Source organism: Okeania sp. (genome assembly GCF_035285525.1).
Taxonomy (GTDB): domain Bacteria; phylum Cyanobacteriota; class Cyanobacteriia; order Cyanobacteriales; family Microcoleaceae; genus Trichodesmium.
The window spans coordinates 26,502-43,899 of record NZ_JAYKGW010000039.1 but is presented as its reverse complement, the minus strand read 5'-3'; the positions used below and the strand labels follow the sequence as shown (position 1 = coordinate 43,899).

Annotated in this window: 13 protein-coding genes; 7 read left to right on the top strand and 6 right to left on the bottom strand. The window is 33.4% G+C overall.

Going from position 1 to position 17,398, the window contains the following annotated elements:
- Positions 1 to 70: 70 nt before the first annotated feature.
- Positions 71 to 1,954 (bottom strand): AAA-like domain-containing protein, encoded by a 1,884-nt coding sequence (locus VKJ25_RS04230; protein ID WP_324235377.1) that lies wholly within the window; start codon positions 1,952 to 1,954, stop codon positions 71 to 73.
- An 847-nt stretch (positions 1,955 to 2,801) separates the two neighbouring features.
- On the opposite strand from VKJ25_RS04230, the gene VKJ25_RS04225 reads away from it, so the two are divergent.
- Positions 2,802 to 3,443, top strand: a complete 642-nt coding sequence (locus tag VKJ25_RS04225) for a DUF3747 domain-containing protein (RefSeq protein WP_324235376.1) — start codon at positions 2,802 to 2,804, stop codon at positions 3,441 to 3,443.
- A gap of 98 nt (positions 3,444 to 3,541) precedes the next feature.
- Positions 3,542 to 3,862: a hypothetical protein gene (locus VKJ25_RS04220; RefSeq protein WP_324235375.1), complete on the top strand. Its 321-nt coding sequence runs from the start codon at positions 3,542 to 3,544 to the stop codon at positions 3,860 to 3,862.
- Between the two features lie 326 nt (positions 3,863 to 4,188).
- Here VKJ25_RS04220 and VKJ25_RS04215 read toward each other — a convergent pair whose 3' ends face one another.
- From VKJ25_RS04215 to VKJ25_RS04195, 5 genes are all read right to left on the bottom strand, one after another.
- Positions 4,189 to 4,587 (bottom strand): DUF309 domain-containing protein, encoded by a 399-nt coding sequence (locus tag VKJ25_RS04215; RefSeq protein ID WP_324235374.1) that lies wholly within the window; start codon positions 4,585 to 4,587, stop codon positions 4,189 to 4,191.
- A gap of 76 nt (positions 4,588 to 4,663) precedes the next feature.
- Positions 4,664 to 5,029 (bottom strand): ferredoxin thioredoxin reductase catalytic beta subunit, encoded by a 366-nt coding sequence (locus tag VKJ25_RS04210; RefSeq protein ID WP_324235373.1) that lies wholly within the window; start codon positions 5,027 to 5,029, stop codon positions 4,664 to 4,666.
- Between the two features lie 224 nt (positions 5,030 to 5,253).
- On the bottom strand, positions 5,254 to 6,423 hold the full coding sequence (locus VKJ25_RS04205) for a DUF58 domain-containing protein (RefSeq protein ID WP_324235372.1): 1,170 nt from the start codon (positions 6,421 to 6,423) through the stop codon (positions 5,254 to 5,256).
- A gap of 134 nt (positions 6,424 to 6,557) precedes the next feature.
- A complete protein-coding gene (locus VKJ25_RS04200) occupies positions 6,558 to 8,327 on the bottom strand; it encodes a DNA-processing protein DprA (protein WP_324235371.1) in 1,770 nt (589 codons plus the stop codon).
- 295 nt (positions 8,328 to 8,622) lie between these two features.
- On the bottom strand, positions 8,623 to 10,716 hold the full coding sequence (locus VKJ25_RS04195) for a RecQ family ATP-dependent DNA helicase (protein WP_324235370.1): 2,094 nt from the start codon (positions 10,714 to 10,716) through the stop codon (positions 8,623 to 8,625).
- A 522-nt stretch (positions 10,717 to 11,238) separates the two neighbouring features.
- Between VKJ25_RS04195 and coaD the strand changes: the two genes are divergently transcribed.
- From coaD to VKJ25_RS04170, 5 genes are all read left to right on the top strand, one after another.
- Positions 11,239 to 11,739, top strand: a complete 501-nt coding sequence (gene coaD / locus VKJ25_RS04190) for a pantetheine-phosphate adenylyltransferase (protein WP_324235369.1) — start codon at positions 11,239 to 11,241, stop codon at positions 11,737 to 11,739.
- Positions 11,700 to 12,374: an ATP synthase subunit B family protein gene (locus tag VKJ25_RS04185; RefSeq protein ID WP_324235368.1), complete on the top strand. Its 675-nt coding sequence runs from the start codon at positions 11,700 to 11,702 to the stop codon at positions 12,372 to 12,374. The genes coaD and VKJ25_RS04185 overlap by 40 nt, the downstream gene beginning before the upstream one ends.
- 637 nt (positions 12,375 to 13,011) lie before the next feature.
- The gene (locus VKJ25_RS04180; RefSeq protein WP_324235367.1) at positions 13,012 to 14,406 is read left to right on the top strand and encodes a DUF2157 domain-containing protein; all 1,395 of its coding nucleotides are present in this window, start codon (positions 13,012 to 13,014) and stop codon (positions 14,404 to 14,406) included.
- A gap of 515 nt (positions 14,407 to 14,921) precedes the next feature.
- Complete coding sequence (locus VKJ25_RS04175) at positions 14,922 to 15,629, top strand: GDYXXLXY domain-containing protein (RefSeq protein WP_324235366.1); 708 nt, start codon at positions 14,922 to 14,924, stop codon at positions 15,627 to 15,629.
- An 803-nt stretch (positions 15,630 to 16,432) separates the two neighbouring features.
- Positions 16,433 to 16,906, top strand: a complete 474-nt coding sequence (locus tag VKJ25_RS04170) for a hypothetical protein (protein WP_324235365.1) — start codon at positions 16,433 to 16,435, stop codon at positions 16,904 to 16,906.
- Positions 16,907 to 17,398 lie beyond the last annotated feature (492 nt).

Here is a 17,398-nt window from a genome sequence, read left to right as displayed (position 1 = left end):
GAACTGATAACTGGGTTTAGGTAAATTAATGTTATGTATCAAGATTCTGGAAAAAACCCGCCCCTAGCAACTACAAATGAGCTTGAAAATATTGACGATATAATTCACATCTCGGATAACATTTATTATTATCCCATTTGACTAAACCTAAACTATCTAATTTAAAACCTAACATCCCGGTTAACTGCCGACTCGAACTTTCTGAAATTACATTTTTCATCGCTTCAACTAACTCTGGATGTTCTTCTAAATTCCATAAATGTCGTCGTAAATGGTCGCTATAAATTCCGGTTTCAGTAGTTACATTTTCTGGTAAATCTTCTAAGGTTAAATCCTGTTTAGAAATATGATATAATGCCACCCTAACTAAATAAGGATGCCCCCCAACAATTGCCATTAACTTCTCAACTTCTGATGCGGACCAATTCAAATTATGTCGCGATGCTAAATCCTGAATTTGCTGTTGATTAAATTCTGGTAAATCTATCGGTAATCCCACATTAAAAGGAGATTGATTAATATTCATGGGAATATAAACTTCTGTCGAATGTACCATCAATAACCTTAACTTTTTCCAAATCGCACGTCGCTTGGATTCCTCATGCCAAGCTCTTAATAATCCTAAAAAATCTTCAGCAATATCAGGATATTGAAAAACCCGGTCAATTTCATCAATACCTAATACTAAAGGAGTATCTATTTGAGCTAATAAATACTTCTCAAAATAATCCTTACAATTAACTTTACTGCCAAAAATATCATCCCAATAATCATCTAATTGATTTGGTAAACTTAGCTCTCTTCCCACATACGCACAAAACCATTTTAAGAACTGTTCAAGATTACTAAAAACCTCCTTATCTACTAACTGAAAACTCAAAGGTACAGTCCGATATCCTGCCTCTCCAGCATGATGTAAAATTCTTGCCATTAAAGAAGTTTTACCCATCTGTCTTGGCGCTTTAATTCTAATTAAACCACTCGGTTGTAATATAGTTTGATAACAACGTTCCTCAATAGGTGGGCGTTCCATATAAAAAGTCGATGCCACATCAATTTGTCCGCCCGGTATTTCTGGTTCCGCAGCAGGTAAAGGAGGGCGACTTCCTGATACAATGCTACTAATTTCTTCAGGGTTTTGAACATCTTTTTCCTCCTCTATTTCCGGCGCTAAATTTTCTGGTGAAGTAGCTAACAAAGTCAAAACTTCCTTCAAAATAACTACACTATCTTCAGGCGATCGCCACTCCCGTTGTTGAATACGATAGAGATAACCGCGCAAGTCATGGTTAAGAGGTGTACTCAGAGAAAAACCTACCCGTATCGGCAAAATTATAGGTTTACGGTCTGGTCGAGAAAATTGTAACTCCTTCGCCAGTTGTACTTGATAAGTCAGCAACTCACTTTGCGCAGACTGAGGAGGCAAAAACAACAGTAAATAATCACATCGTTTCAACTCTTCATTTATTCGCTGAAACCAATTTTCTCCTAGACGAATATGATCTGCTGCCATAAACACCTGATGACCAGCAGCAGTCAGAGCAGTTTCAAACTGTCGCGCTAATTCTTGGTCTGGGTCTTGACTGCGATAACTAATGAAAACTTGAGAACTATTTTGACTGACTATTTGTTCATTATTTAGTATTGGTAACAGTTCCCCCAGAGTTTCCGACTCTGTTGAAGATGAACCTTGTTTTCCAGAACGGTGATCGGTTTCATCCAATGTGAGACTAAAAGCAGCAAAAAGTTGTTGAATTTTGCTTAAGTCTGCACCGACTCTACCCTGTCGAATTTTACTGATAGTGTCCGAACCCACCCCAGACTCTGCTTCAATTTCTACTAGAGTACCTCTGAGGTTATATTGCTGTTTCCATTCATCAATAGCTTCATTTAACTTTTTTAGTCCAGAAGTTGTCAGAATTCGTCCGCGATCGCGTTTTGATTTTTTTTCCATTTTTAATAGGGAGTAGGGAGTAGCGGTCGAGGAATGGCGTACTTCGGAGCGGCTCTGCAAGAGCGGGTTTCCTCGCCATATCGAATCGACCAAGAGAGGGAGTAGGGAGTAGAAATTCTCTACTTTAACTTTTACAACAGAAAAAGCTGTTTTGGTTTGGTCTCCAAACCAAAACCCATAAGGGATTTAGCTTCCAAATTCCTATGGTAAAATATTACAACCTATTTACGATTGTTGTAGTTTTTATTTTAACAGAACTTAGGCAAAAGATTAAACCATACAACATTTGTAGGAGTTAACCGCCGAATTTGATCTCACAGGATATAGCAGTGGAAGTATCTTGCTCCCTCGTGAGACGTAGGTTGGGTTGAGGAACGAAACCCAACAGTAGTGTAGTCAGGTTGGGTTTCCTTTCCCTAAGTGCAAAGGAGTTTGGAGACCAAACCCCTACAGTAGTGTAGTCAGGTTGGGTTGGGTTAAACGAAGTGAAACCCAACCAACCAACCAACCTACCCCTATTACACTATAAGATTTTATTGCAGGGGTTGGCAGACCCAAGCCAAGTGCAAAGGAGTTTGAAGACCAAACCCCTAAAGTTTTTTCTCACAAATCATTTTTTACAGCTATACTATATTAACGAAGATAAGAAATTTTTTCTAATTTAAGGAAGTTAACTAATTAATAATATTTTGACTGCTGGAGTCTTTAAACCTAACTATCTAGGCAATTCTAACTTTTCGATATTTTTTGCAGTTCTTTTCAATTAAGTTCCTAATATTCTCCACAGGAACTTATGATTTTATTTAAGCTTTAAGAGTACAAAATCAAAAATCAGAGCTAACTAAAAATGAAAAATTTTATTCGTAATTCCGTTTCTACTCTTTTAACAACTATATTTTTAAGTATTAATTCTGTCACTCCTGCTCAAGCAAATTACACCTTTGATGAAGTAGAAATTAATCAAAACCAAGTTATTGCTATCGCAATACCTCTAAGTAATTTAAACGAAGATGAAGTTCCTCGTTATAAACTGATAGTTTTAGAGCAGCGTTCTAATGAAAGACTTTGTTGGAGTGAAAGTGAAAGTGAATTATATCCAATTTTGGTGGAACCTTTACTATTAGACTTTAATTTTACTGGTATTTGTGGACGAGCTACTGATAGTAATGGTTATTCAATAAGGGTAGATGATTATGATTTATCAGTGGACTATAGATTAACTTTACAAAATATTGATGGTGAAATTAAATTATGGGGAACTTCTTTAAAAGGAGATAGAATTTTAATAGGTGGAACTGGGGGAATAAGTAATGGAGCAATGAAAATTTTTCTGGAACCAGGTTGGAAATTTACAAAACGTAGTTATCAGGGAAGAGTTCTTGGTCATTTTTATTTTAGTTATGATAGCTTTGGTGCTCAAAAAGATACTTTAGAGGAAAAAATAGGTGATATTGAAGCTCAAATTGTAACACAGCCTTGTAGGCTGTAACAACCTGGAAGGTTGTTCATAACTATTTGCATTTCAGCCTTGTAGGCTGTAACAACCTGGAAGGTTGTGTTACTGATAAATAAAATTGGATAAAAACTATGAAATACACATTAATAAACGAAAGCAAAATCCCTCAAAATTCTCAGATAAATAATAATGACTTAGAAACATTTTTAAGTATAGCTGAACTTAATTTAGTGATGCAAGAAATAGAATATTTTACAGGAGATGATTGGTTATCTCTATGTGGTGATATTGACAGTGGAGAAATTTATCGCAACTGGTTTATTTGGCAAGATACAGAACTTTCTCAAGAATGGGAAGCTTACGATCATGTTACTAATCAAAGAATTATTGCTACTAACTGGAGTTTATTAATAGCTAAAATTGATCGAATCGAGAATGAGAGAAATAATTAATTTTGTGAAAGGTTGGGTTTATTTAAGTTGATTTATGAGCTAACCCAACCTTTGAAGTTATTAAAAATAAAAATAAAAGAGGAAATTTTGCTAGGAACAGATATTTATTATTTTGTTCTTAAGTCAAGTGGATTTTTTATAAACTGAATAAACTGTTTTCCTAAGTCTGTTGTTATACTTTTTTTTTGATCTAATTATTCGATCAATTTTTAGTGAAAACCCTACTTTTCCATATAAGAAAGCGATCGCTTGATTTAATTAAAGTCAAATTCAGCATATTTTGCCGGATTAAGTCTTGTTAACCAAACAATTAATTGACTAGATAATTAATCTTTTATTGTTAATATTTTCGGATATTTATTATTTGAAGCATCACGCACAAAATCAGCAATTTTATCAGGTCCAGATATTTGCAAATGTTTCAATAATTCACTACTTTCTGTCAATAATTTATCAACATTAATTCCCCAATAATTAGGCTGATAATAACCCAATTTCCTAATACCTTCTCCCAACAACATAACCGCACCACGCCAATTTTCATTTCCAGCATGATAAAGTCCTACTGCTATTTGTAAAATCCCTTGATAAAAAGTCCTTTCAGGTTCTCCAGCTTCCAACCATAAAGCTTCTAAAGTATCATGGCATTTATAGAATTGTTGTTCGTTAAATTCTGCTATTCCCTGCCAAAATTCTTGGGGAATTTTTTCTTGTTCAGAAATCATTTCAGTTATTAATTATCAGTTCAGTAGGGTGTGGAGCGCGAAGCGTAACGCACCCTACAAAATGGCTACAAAATGGCTACATATTTTGTCTAGTTGACTCTAATTCTTCTTGAGTAATTTCTTGTTTTTCGCCAGCAAAATCATTATCTGGAGTTAAAAACAACATACAATGACATTCTTTACGTTCCCTCATTGGTACACAAGGACAATTCCAATAAGTAGCTTTTACTTCTGCTTCTTTATCTTCATAATGACGACATGGACATAGAGGAGCGCCCAATTCATCTTTATGTTTGGCTAAACCTTCAATTACCACAGCAGTAACTGATGGGTCTACACAAAAATAAGTATCTGTATTCTTAGCATACTTTTCAGCGAACTTTTTCATCGCCTCTAAAGATTTGTCACTAGATAATTTCTTGTTTTCTGTGGTTAAGGTCATAATATTTGTTTGTTATACGATGGTACTGGTTAATTATATTAATTTTACTACACAAAGCTACTTTACAGGAAAAATTCGGTTAAAATTTTGCATCTTGACAATTTTACACTTATATGATAGTTACAAAAGGCTAAGACCTAACCCCCCAACCCCCTTCCCTGCAAGGGAAGGGGGAGAAAATGCTCCCCTCTCCTTGCAGGAGAGGGGTTGGGGGAGAGGTCTTACTATTCCTTACTCCCTAAAATATTAGACTGTAGTTGAAATTCTAAAGGTTGATTAGAACTAATTTCTAAACCAGAACAATGTTCAAATTTTGGTATTTCTTTGGCAGCAGAAATAGACTCATTTAACCATAATAACCATCTACTTCCAGGAGGAAGAGAAGCTAAACTAACCAAATTTTCTGTCAACCAAACCAAAGCTCTTTCCGGAGGTTTTCCTGCCACAACTTCTTCCCCAAATTTAACTCCAGCTAAGGTTTGCAACACAGCTAAATTACCATGTACCAACCCAGTAGCAGCAGTCCAAAGTTGAACATTTAACAAAGAACGGTTAGCATAAAAATATAAAGAAGCAGCAGCAGTTACCGCAGTTTCAAAATTCTCAGGCTCCCAGTCAGCAGCACTATCGAGACAAATGATAATTTCTTCTCCTCCCTGAGATACTTCTAATTCCCGAACTCGCAACTCCCCATAACGCGCACTACTTCGCCAATGTATTAAACGACTAGGATCGCCAAACCGATATGGACGCAATGTCCGAGTTAACCCTTCCGAAGCCATTTGATAATGACTATGTTCGTGCAGTTGACGACTTTTTTCTTGACCAAGTTGATCTATGATAGGGCAACTACTCAGGGGTAAAATAGTAGGATACACGATGGCTATCGCTTTAGCATTTCGACTGCGACGACACCAGAATAAACCTAGAGGTGCAGCGGTTCGCAGTTGCAGATCGTGCCATCTATATATACCTCTTTTTTCGGTGGGGAGGTAATACAACCAATGGTAAGTTTCTTTGGGGGGGATAACTTCTATTGCTTGTTTTACTGGTTTTCCTAAGACGGAGGGAATGTCGTCTTGGAGTTGCAGTAATGCTAATGGTTGGTTAGTGGGGTTTTCTATGGTGAGAGCGATCGCTAAACTGTCACCTACGGTTATCGGTTGAATAGGATGGCGACGTACTTTGATTTGACGTAGCGATCGCCCTGGTAAAAGGGCACCCATTCCTAATAATGCGAAACTGATGCCACTAATTAAATATAGCCATCCTGCCATTGTGTTTGTGGCGGCACCGAAGAAAAATATTGATAATGTTCCGAGCAAACCACCTGCGTAAGCTGGTTTTACCCATTTAGTTTCTAACCAGTCGGATATTTTGTGGTAAATTTTCATTTGTTTTAGGGAGTAGGGTAGGGATGTTGCATGCAAGGTCTCTACAGGAGTAGGGGAGTATAACTGTGGGAATTGGTATATCAGTTATTAATTATTAATTCTTCATTATTAATTCTTCATTATTCATTACTTTTTCACCAATCTAATCCTTCTTCTTCATCATCTTCTACTGCATCAAATACAGGTAATTTTTCGATGTCTTTTTTTGGGGAGATTACATAAATATTAGATTTTTCTGAAATTACTTTTTTTTCTTCTGTGGCTATTTTTAACCAATCTTGTAATTGACTAATATTTACATTTAACTTTGTAGCTAAATTTTTATCTTTTTGTGGTTTTTCTAAGTTATCAAGTATGATTGGTAATACTGCTTGATAGATACTTAATTGCTGTGTTGAAGTTTGATTTTTTTGAGTTTTAGCAACAATTTCATATTCTTTTGTATTCTTATTTTTGATTATTTTTCTTTCTTCTGTGGCTATTTTTAACCAATTGCGTAATTGACCAGTTCGCACTTCTAATCTTTTAACTAAATCTTTTTCTTTGTATGGTTGTGTTAATTTTTCTAGGATGATTGGCAAGACTTTTTTATAAATACTTTGATTAGTTATTTCAGAAGTGGATAAATTAGGTTTTTGTGCAAATATTAATTCAGTTTTTTTGTCAGATATGTTTACTGGAGTTTTTAATTCTGACAATGAATCATTTTCTGATAAATCTGACTGAGGTTCTAATTCTAATTCTGATGTTTCTTTACATAGATTTATCGGAGTTTCTAATTCTGACAAATCTAACTGAGGTTCTGATTCTAGTTCTGATGTTTCTTTAGATAAATTTATCGGAGTTTCTAACTCTGAAGATAAATTCTTTTCTGAGAAATCTGACTGAATTTCTGATTTTAATTCTGATGTTTCTTTAGATAAATTTACCGAACTTTCTAACTCTGACAATGACTCAGTTTTTGATCCTAACAAAAGTTCCTTTAAATCATCATTCCAAGGTTCTATAGGAAAAGGTATTGCTCCTCTATCCAAAAGGGCTAAATTTCCCTTTTTAACTGTTCCTTCAACCTTCACAAATACAGATATTTTCTGATATTTTTGTAGAACCTCTGTAGCACCCGCCCAAGTACCACCCCGATCAAAACCACTACTTACAACTAAAGCATAATCAGATAAACCATAAATATACTTATTCCGACCCATTGCATTACCAACAGTAAATCTAGAATTAGGATCATAAGTAGAAATTAAAGCTAATTGACCATCCCTAATACCCTCACGATACTTAATAGAAACAGACGCTTTATTTAAACTATCTGCCAAAACTCCCACCGCAGTACCACCAACTTCTAAACTACTTAACATTGCCTCTATATCTGTTCCTTTTGCGCCCCCAGAAATTACATTAATTCCCTGAGATGCACAAAGTTTTCCTATAGTATTTGTATACTCTCTTTCTTCCTCACTAATATCACGAGAACCGACAATTGCTAATCCGCCTTTTTCTAATAATTCTATATTTCCTACACCATAAATAATTGCTGGTGCTAAATATTGCAAATTTCGCTTCAATTTTCTCGGATAATTTCTGTCGCTTCTGGTAATTATCCATAAACCTTGATTCACCCATTTTTCCAGAGTAATAGCTAAAATTCCACCTCTTTCTAATAAGGCTACTAAGCGCTCATCGTTGAATTGTTTACCCTCAATTTCTAGCAGAATATTTAACCCTTTTGTAGTTAATAAGTCTCCTGGTCCGAGTTGGTTTTCTATCAATATTTTGGCAAGTCTATTATACTCACTTAAGGTTAAAGGTTCTGGGTAGATATTTCTATTTTCACCAAAGCTAGCACATAATAACATTATTGCTTGTGCATCTGGAGATAAAACATGATTAGACATTTTTTTTCTGATAATTTTCAATGGCTTTAGGGAGTAGGGAGTAGAAATTCGGAAAAACAATTCTACCTTATAACTATAGTAATTGCTAAGTATCTATATAGAATTAATTACATATTTAGAAAGTAGGGAGTCGGGAGTAGGGGGTAGAAAGTCAGAACAACAATTTTATCTTATAACTATAGTAATTGCTAAGTATCTATATAGAATTAATTACATATTCTATTGATTCTCTGTTTTCCATTCCCAGTTAAATTTTCCCTTAACTTTTGACTTTTGACTTTTAAATGCATGAATTCTAAGTTGATAGTTGATTCATGGCTAAAGTTAATGGAAAAACCTTACCACTACCAGTTTTTCTTAACAGTGCTGTAACCACAGTAAAAGTCCATCTTGAGTCTACAACATCATCTACTAAAAATACATTTCCCCTCATTCCTGACCAATGATTAATTTGAAAAGCACCATCTAAATTATGAGCTTGTTTATAACTATTACTCATTTCTTTTTGTAGTGAAGTCTGACGAATTTTTACAACACAAGGTACAAAAGGTAAACCTAATTTTTTAGCCAGACTTTCAGCAAAATTAGGAACAAGCTCCGGACGATTTAAAGAAGGAATACAAGTTACCCAAGTAGGAAAAAGTTGAGGTTGCCAACGTTGAATCATGTCGTATGTAGCTTGAACCAATCTATTACTAAAATGGTTATCTGTATACTTTCCTTTTTTCACAAGTTTACCCCAACCAGCATCATTCCAAAGAGAGAGCGATCGCCCAATTTCTGCTCGTAATTCTTGAGAGATATTGCCATTGAAATTATAAATTGATAAAGCATCTCTCGGCCATTGTTTGCCAGGTTCAATAATTTGTTCGCTACTTCGTAAAAAATTTACAGCTTCTGTCACAAATTTTGAGGAAACATTCTCTGACAAAATTGGTTTTCCTAAACAAATAGCACATTTACCACAAGGGTGAGAATTTGGGTCATCTAGTTCTTTTCTGAGAAATTCCATTAAGCATTCTTGACTCTCCATATAATCTCTCATTCTCCCTTGTTCTTGACGACGTATTTGAATCAATTTTTCTATTTTTTCTGTGTTTGTTTGATAATTAATAGGAGTAGCATAATATTTTGAACCGATTTTTTTGACTGGGGATGGAGTCTCAATAGAGAATAACTTCAACACTTTATTTATTTGCCCATTAGCCAGATTCAAATGTTCCTCTAACATGGGAAGAGAAAGACCATCTTCAGCTTGATTTAGAGCATTTAAAACTTGTTGATTATGAGCTTCTGGAGGAAAAGCCGTCTCAATAAAATAATTAGTAATTTCTTCATCCTCTCCACCACTTAAAAGAATACCATAAGCATTTTCTACTGCCCTACCAGCACGACCTACTTGTTGATAATAATGTACTACTGAACCAGGACGTTGATAATGAATAACAAATCCTAAATCTGGTTTATCAAAACCCATTCCGAGAGCTACAGTTGCCACTAATGCTTTAATTTCATTATTCAATAATTGTTGTTCTAATGCTTCTCGTTCTGCTGTATCTTTATTACTATGATAAGCTGCTGCATTTATTCCTTGAAACTTTAACCAATCAGTAACTCTTTCTGCATCTCTCACAGTTAAAGTGTAGATAATTCCACTACCAGAAATATTAGGTAAATGTTCCGCTAACCATCCTAAACGAGCCGGAGCAAATGACAGATAAATATTTTGTAATTGGAGACTATCTCTAGTTAATGAACCTCTTGATATTTTCAGATTTTCTCCTAGCTGAACAACAATATCATTCACAACTCTATTATTAGCAGTAGCCGTAGTAGCAAGCACAGGAATATTTGCTGGTAAAGCTTGTAAAATTCTGACAATGCGTCGATAATCTGGGCGAAAATCATGCCCCCAATCCGAAATACAGTGAGCTTCATCAACTACAAATAATCCTATATTTTTAGCTATGGGAAGTAAGATATTTTCTCGGAAGTTTTCATTAGCTAATCTTTCTGGAGAAATTAATAATATATCTACTTTTCCTGCTCTTAAATTATTTTCTACTTTTTCCCATTCTTCCGAATTGCTGGAGTTAATTGTTTCCGCCCTAATTCCAATTCGTTGGGCAGCAGAAATTTGATTTCGCATTAATGCTAAAAGTGGGGAAATTAAGAGAGTAATACCTTTACCTTTATCTCTAAGTAAACGGGTTGCTAAAAAATAGACAAAACTTTTTCCCCAACCAGTACGTTGCACAACTAATAGACGGTTTTGATATTTAGTAATAGCTTCTATTGCTTCCCATTGACCATCCCTAAATTTAGCAGTGGAATTATTTAAAGCTTGTCTTAGTAATGATAATGCTTTTTGTTTATTTATATCTGTCAATTTATACTCCTTAAGTTCTTAATAAATTTTTTTTTAATACACATCTCCCAAAAATAAGGAATAGGGGAAATAATAGATAATTAGGGTTGGCTGAAAAAGTCTTGTTAGTAAAGTAAGGAAATAGGGAACAGTTTAGACTATCTGTACGGGGAAATTTTCAGAATTTTCAGGGTCAAAACTTTACCATTTTGAGACTAGATAAAAAACCGGAACTTTTTTCGACATAAATAAATAAAAAGGCACTTATCTTTAATCTATAAATGCTTTGATATTTAATCAGCCCTAATTGTTCCATTCGGTTGAAAGCCTCTCCTTTTCAATAGGTAGTTTATAATTATTTAGTTGGAAAATCCCTGTAATAAGTTAAAAAGCTTTTATATTTATATGCTCTAAAATAAGATAGTTATTCGAGGAATTTTAGTATTTTGATTCATTATCCATTATTAATTATTAATTATCCATGATTAATTATTTCTCCCTAATTTGTTAAAATACTTCAGTAACTTTTACATAACTGATATTTTGATTGCAATTTATCCAGGCAGTTTCGACCCTATTACCCTCGGTCATATAGACATTATAGAACGAGGTTGTAAACTATTTGAAAATGTCATTGTGGCCGTACTCCAAAATCCCAGTAAAACCCCATTATTTACATTAGAAAAACGTTTAGAGCAAATCCGTCATTCCACAAAACATTTGCTTAATGTAGAGGTAGCCAGTTTTGACGGTTTAGCAGTAAACTATGCAAAAATGCGACAAGCTCAAGTCCTAATTCGAGGTCTTCGGGTTCTTTCAGATTTTGAAAAAGAATTGCAGATGGCCCACACCAATAAAACCTTATCGTCCGATATAGAGACAGTTTTTTTAGCTACCTCTAATGAATATAGCTTTTTAAGCAGTAGTGTAGTTAAAGAAATCGCCATTTTTGGTGGCTCTGTAGATCATCTTGTTCCTAAACACATTGCTATTGATATTTATAAATGTTACGACAAAACTCAGCCAATATTGAACCAGAAGTAAGTGGACAAAATGTCGAGGGAGAATCTTCCAGTGCTTCCCCTGGAGTAGATATCCAGAGAGAATTAAATCGACTCGAAGAGATTATTCTCGATAGTCCTAGAATACCATTTATGGGACGTACTTTAATAGATGAAGAACAATTATTAGACCAATTAGATATAGTACGTCTGAATTTACCAGTTGCTTTTCAAGAAGCAGAAATGATTGTCCGACATAAGGATGAAATTTTGCAAGAAGCTGAACTTTATGCAGAAGAAATTATCGAAAATGCTGAACAACGAGCTTCCCAACTTTTAAATGAAATGGGCCTTGTACAGCAAGCTAAACAGGAAGCAGACCAACTGAGAAACCAGGTGCAGCTAGACTGTGAAGCTATTCAACAAGCTACTATTGCTGAAATTGAACAAATTCGTTATCAAGCTCAACAAGAATTAGAAGAAATGAGAGCTAGAGCGATCGCCGAATCTGATGAAATTCAGAATGGTGCTGATGACTATGCAGATCATGTACTTAATACTATTGAACAACAGTTAACGGATATGCTTCAGGTAATTCGGAATGGTCGTCAACAGTTAGGAGTAGGAGGAGATGAAAATTATGAAGGTTCAGGAAAACCATTAAATCCTGAAGCATGATTAAAAATGGGATTGTTAATTGTTAAATTAGGGTACTTATTTTCTCCTAAAAAAAAGTCAAAAACCGGGTTATTTCAGTTATCAGTTATCAGTACCTCAATACGGTTTATTTCAGGATTTTTCTAGCATTTTTGTAATCTGAAAAGCTTATACATTTACCTTAATAATATTTCTTAAGGAAAGAGTTTAAATAAAGCTTTTATCCCAGACCAAGAATAATAGCTGATAGCTGATAGCTGATTGCTAAATGCTTACTATAAAATCAACCCGGTTTTTTCAAGAATAAAATTAGATAAATGTGGCAATTTTGCAACTGGCATCTATGAATTTAAGTTAAAATTTTTAATTGCTACAATAACTTATATACAGCGATATAGTGTTTCCCACAGTCATAAGGTACATCTATATTTTATTTTTCTCCTATTTCTCTATTCCCTATTCCCTATTCCCAGTTAAGTGTTCTCTATTTGATTTTTCTCCTATTTCTGTATTCCCTATTCCCTATTCCCAGTTAAGTATTCCCTATTTGATTTTTCTCCTATTTCTGTATTCCCTATTCCCTATTCCCAGTTAAGTATTCCCTATTCCCTGTATACCTAAAATTTGCTGTAAATTCCTAACTTATTCTAAAAATAAAATGATTACAGAAAAGTTTCGTCGCCAGCTCCGTAAAGAAACGAAACTATGGCAAACAGAAGGATTAATTGATGATATTTTGTATCAACAACTATCAGAACGTTACCAATTTGATTGTTTAGAAAAGGCTGCTAGTTCTCGTTTTATTACTATCTTAATTTCTCTAGGTAGTATGCTTCTAGGACTAGGTATAATTACTTTTGTTTCTGCTAACTGGCAAGAGTGGTCGCGAGAAGTAAAAACATTACTATTATTAACTTTATTTATTGGAGTTAATACGGTTGGTTTTTATCTATGGCGACAGCAAAATACTCTACTTAATACTACTAATAAAAAACCAAAATTAGGTCATGGATTATTAATATTTGGAGCCTTAATTTTAGGCGCAAATATAGCACTAATGGCTCAAATGTTTCATATTGGTGGTTCTCCCTACGGATTATATATTGTTTGGGGATTAGGAGTTTTAGTAATGGCTTATAGTTTACAAATAACTTCTCTGGGAATTATGGCTATTCTCTTGATAGGATTAGGCTATTTTATGGGGTTATCAACTGTATTTTCCCCAGGAGAATTTTCTTGGTTACAGTTCATCATAGAATATATGTCTTTGGTGGGAGTATTGTTATTTATTCCCCTGGCTTATTTGCGCAATTCCCGAATAATTTTCTTTCTATCTATATTGATAATACTGATAGCTTTAGAGATTAGTTTATTCCTAGTTTTTAATTTATCAAATCATGGTTTATGGGGAGCGATCGCTTTAGTTTTACCTCCAGCATTATTGTGGGGTTATGATGATATTATTTTGCCTAAAATAGATAGCAGAATTTTTCAACCTCTAGCCAGAAATTTAGCTATTTGGTATTTGAGTATTGGATTTTTCTTGATATCTTTTCGAGGATTTTGGCAGAACTTTTCATTAGAATATTATTTCGGGGAATCATTAGAAGTTCAATGGTTAACTTTAGCTGAAGTTTTAATATTTGTCGGATTAACTGTTACGGAATGGTTGTTTTTAGCAAGACCAAATCAAAGAGATTCTCAAAGTTGGCGATTAGATTTAGTTAGTGGTATAGTTTTAGGTTTGATTGTAGTGACAGCCATATTATGTTTTTGGCATTTGAGTATTAATGAAATTCCAGAAATAGCCACTTTTATTATTAATATAGAAATGTTTCTCTTGGCAGCAGGTTTAATTAGAATTGGATTAGCAAGAGGAAATAGAGGTACTTTTTGGGGTGGTTTAGTGTTGCTAACTTTACAAATTGTTAGTCGTACTTTTGAGTACAATACTGGATTATTACTGAAGTCTTTTGTACTTATTTTATGTGGTGTAGGAGTAATAGTTGCTGGTTTGTGGTACGAACGTCATTTATCAATTGATAATAAATAATTGATAATGAAAACTATAGCAATCTGTGCTTATGTTGTCACAATTCAAAAACTAGAAATCAACTCCTAAACTCTCACCTTTTACCCCAAAGCAACTAAATTTTTGACACAAATAAAATATGATTGCTATATGTCTAAAATTATCCATTAGAGCAATGTGAAATCATTCCTCAAAAAAAACTGTAGGGGTTTGGTATCCAAACCCCTTAGCGCTATAGTTTTTAAACTCTATATTCTATATATAGTATCTTTCCCTAAGTCCTGAATATTTTTGACACAAATAAAATAGGATTGGTATATCTCTAATGGATAATTAGAGCGATTTGAAATTATTCGTGAGAAAAAAACTTTAGGGGTTTGCTCCCTAAATCCCTGACGCTTGGGTTTGGATACCAAACCCCTACGATAAAATTTTACAACCTATTTAGGATTGCTATAATTATCAATTATCTATTATTTTCTTCCTTCTTCCTTCTTCCTTTTTCCTTCTTCCTTCTTAACACAGGAGATACTAAAATGAAATTTTCTAACCCTTTTAGTCAAAACAATTTATCAACTAAAAATCAAGATAATACTCAAGAGATAAACTTACCTATTAATGAAAAGAAATCTCTCACAAAACAAATACCTATCTGGCGATTTCTTTTGCCTTTAAGTTTGCAATTAACATTAATTTTGTCAGTTCCTGCTCAAGCTATTTATACTCACATTACAGGTAAAACAGTTATTTTACAAACTGCACCTGTAGATCCTTATGACTTTTTGCGCGGTTATTATCAAGTATTAAGTTATGACATTTCCAGCAAAGATAATTTAAGTAAACTTCCAGGTTGGAATCAATTTGAATTAGAAACTTCTAGCAGATTTTATGCAAATAATCAAACTAATATTTATGTAACTTTAGCTGCTCCTAAAAAAATAGAAAATTCAGATATTCCGAAAGTTTGGCAACCTGTGGCAGTAAGTGCAAAAATGCCAGAAAATTTACCAGATAATCAAATAGCTATTCAAGGAAAATTTGATGGTTGGAGAGTTATATACGGTTTAGAAACTTATTATATGCCAGAGAATAGACGAGAAAAAATTAATCAAAATATTCAAGAAGTACAACGTAGTATTAATTCAGAAGAAGACATCCCTTTTGTGGTAGAAGTAAAAGTTAATTCTCAAGGAAAAGCTGTACCTTTAAGTTTGTGGATAAAAGAGCAAAATTATAAGTTTTAATAGTTTAGTAGCACAGACATTTTGCTTGTTCATTGTTTTGTTTTTTTTGATATAAACTACGAAGGGAGGTTGCATCGTAAGTATTCAGAAGTCAGCTATTGCTTTTATCTAAAACTAAAAGCTTTATGATACGGTTCCCGATAAATCAGAAATTTTTCTGAGTACAAAATTCTGTTTTCCAGCATATATATATTCGTTTAAATATCCTTCTTAAAGTTGATGTTTTTATTGCTGATAGCTAATAGCTGAATCCTTAGGTTGCATCTAACCTCCCTAACCCTTTTATAGGAATCCTAAATTGATTGTAACAATTCAAAAAACCAGAAATAAATTCCTAAACTCTTACCCATTACCTATTCCCGAAAAGCAGTAAAATTTTTATACACAAATAAAATAGGATTGCTATATATATAGTCATTTAACTTTAGATTGAGACAAAGCTTTCTTGCTATGACGAAGTTTTAGATAAAAAAACATCTTATTTTTAAGTTAAACAACTATAATTAATGATTCAGAACAACTCAAGTCAAAAAATCAAATCTTTTGTTAATTATCAAATATTTTATTAACTACCTATAGAAATTAATTACATAAATTATGTTAATAGCTGAATACTTATTGCTAGGGAGTTAATAGCTAAATAAAAATTATTTGTTGGGAAAATTTGCAGGCGATCGCTAATTATTTTGAGACATAAAAAATATTATGGAGCTGAGTAGAGAGGTAGAAAGTAAAAAATATTTACAGTAAATATTTGTCTCAATGCTATAATACTGCATGGCTTTTACATTAGGCATAATAAAATGAACAACTCACTAATTGAAGGATTGACAAAAGAAGAAGAAACCCTATTTTTTGGTTTAATTAATCAAATATTAGCTCAAAAATCCTTACTAGAAGCATCATCTACTTCTACAGAAAAACAATTCCAATTAAATTTCAAGGTGGATAAAAATGCTTCAATAGATGTAGATTCTATCCAGTTAAAATTGGTGCAAGTTAAGCAGGTTTCTCGAATCATATCTACTATTTTTTCTATAATTTATCTGGCAACATTTGCTTTAGTTTTAGTTGTTCTTCCCGCAGCAATAATCTCGATACTAATAAATTCTGTTATCTGGAAAATATTTGCTTTAATAGGATGGTTAATCTGTCTGGGAATGGTTACAGGAGAATTTTTTAATAGTAAGACTAATTGGATGAATATTATAAGTGGATGTAGTGGTTTAATTATCATAGTATCATTGACAATTTTACTATCGAAAGTTTTGTCTTGATGAACCAGATAGAATAAAATTTAGTAAGCATTTCCTGCGGAATGCTGTGCAAACAGCACTCAGCTATCAGCTATCAGCTTTTGAGACACATTTATATAATTTCCGGCGATAAATTATATGGTTTAACAACTCAGATATATCGTTGAAAAGTAGAAGTTAAAAGAGTGCTTAGTTTACTTTGATTCATTAAAAAAACTCAAAGCTGACTGCTGAGTTGCTAATAGCTGAATGCTTACATATTTTTAATTTCAAATTACCCATCACATTGACTAGCAAAATGTTAGCTATATGTGTTGGGTTTCATTCTTCAACCCAACCTACATAATTCTATTTTTTATAAGTGATCGCTAATTATTTTCAGATCTGAAAAAATATTATGGAGCTGAGTTTTGAGGTAGGAAGTAAAGAATATTTAGAGTCAATATTTATGTCAATAGTTAAGAATTATATTTGCCGTCTATTTCCTGGATATTCATCATTTACTAATCAATA

Coding starts and splice junctions, on each gene's coding strand:
- VKJ25_RS04230 (WP_324235377.1), bottom strand. CDS start 1,954: ATGGAAAAAAAATCAAAACGCGATCGCGGACGAATTCTGACAACTTCT.
- VKJ25_RS04225 (WP_324235376.1), top strand. CDS start 2,802: ATGAAAAATTTTATTCGTAATTCCGTTTCTACTCTTTTAACAACTATA.
- VKJ25_RS04220 (WP_324235375.1), top strand. CDS start 3,542: ATGAAATACACATTAATAAACGAAAGCAAAATCCCTCAAAATTCTCAG.
- VKJ25_RS04215 (WP_324235374.1), bottom strand. CDS start 4,587: ATGATTTCTGAACAAGAAAAAATTCCCCAAGAATTTTGGCAGGGAATA.
- VKJ25_RS04210 (WP_324235373.1), bottom strand. CDS start 5,029: ATGACCTTAACCACAGAAAACAAGAAATTATCTAGTGACAAATCTTTA.
- VKJ25_RS04205 (WP_324235372.1), bottom strand. CDS start 6,423: ATGAAAATTTACCACAAAATATCCGACTGGTTAGAAACTAAATGGGTA.
- VKJ25_RS04200 (WP_324235371.1), bottom strand. CDS start 8,327: ATGTCTAATCATGTTTTATCTCCAGATGCACAAGCAATAATGTTATTA.
- VKJ25_RS04185 (WP_324235368.1), top strand. CDS start 11,700: ATGTTACGACAAAACTCAGCCAATATTGAACCAGAAGTAAGTGGACAA.
- VKJ25_RS04180 (WP_324235367.1), top strand. CDS start 13,012: ATGATTACAGAAAAGTTTCGTCGCCAGCTCCGTAAAGAAACGAAACTA.
- VKJ25_RS04175 (WP_324235366.1), top strand. CDS start 14,922: ATGAAATTTTCTAACCCTTTTAGTCAAAACAATTTATCAACTAAAAAT.
- VKJ25_RS04170 (WP_324235365.1), top strand. CDS start 16,433: ATGAACAACTCACTAATTGAAGGATTGACAAAAGAAGAAGAAACCCTA.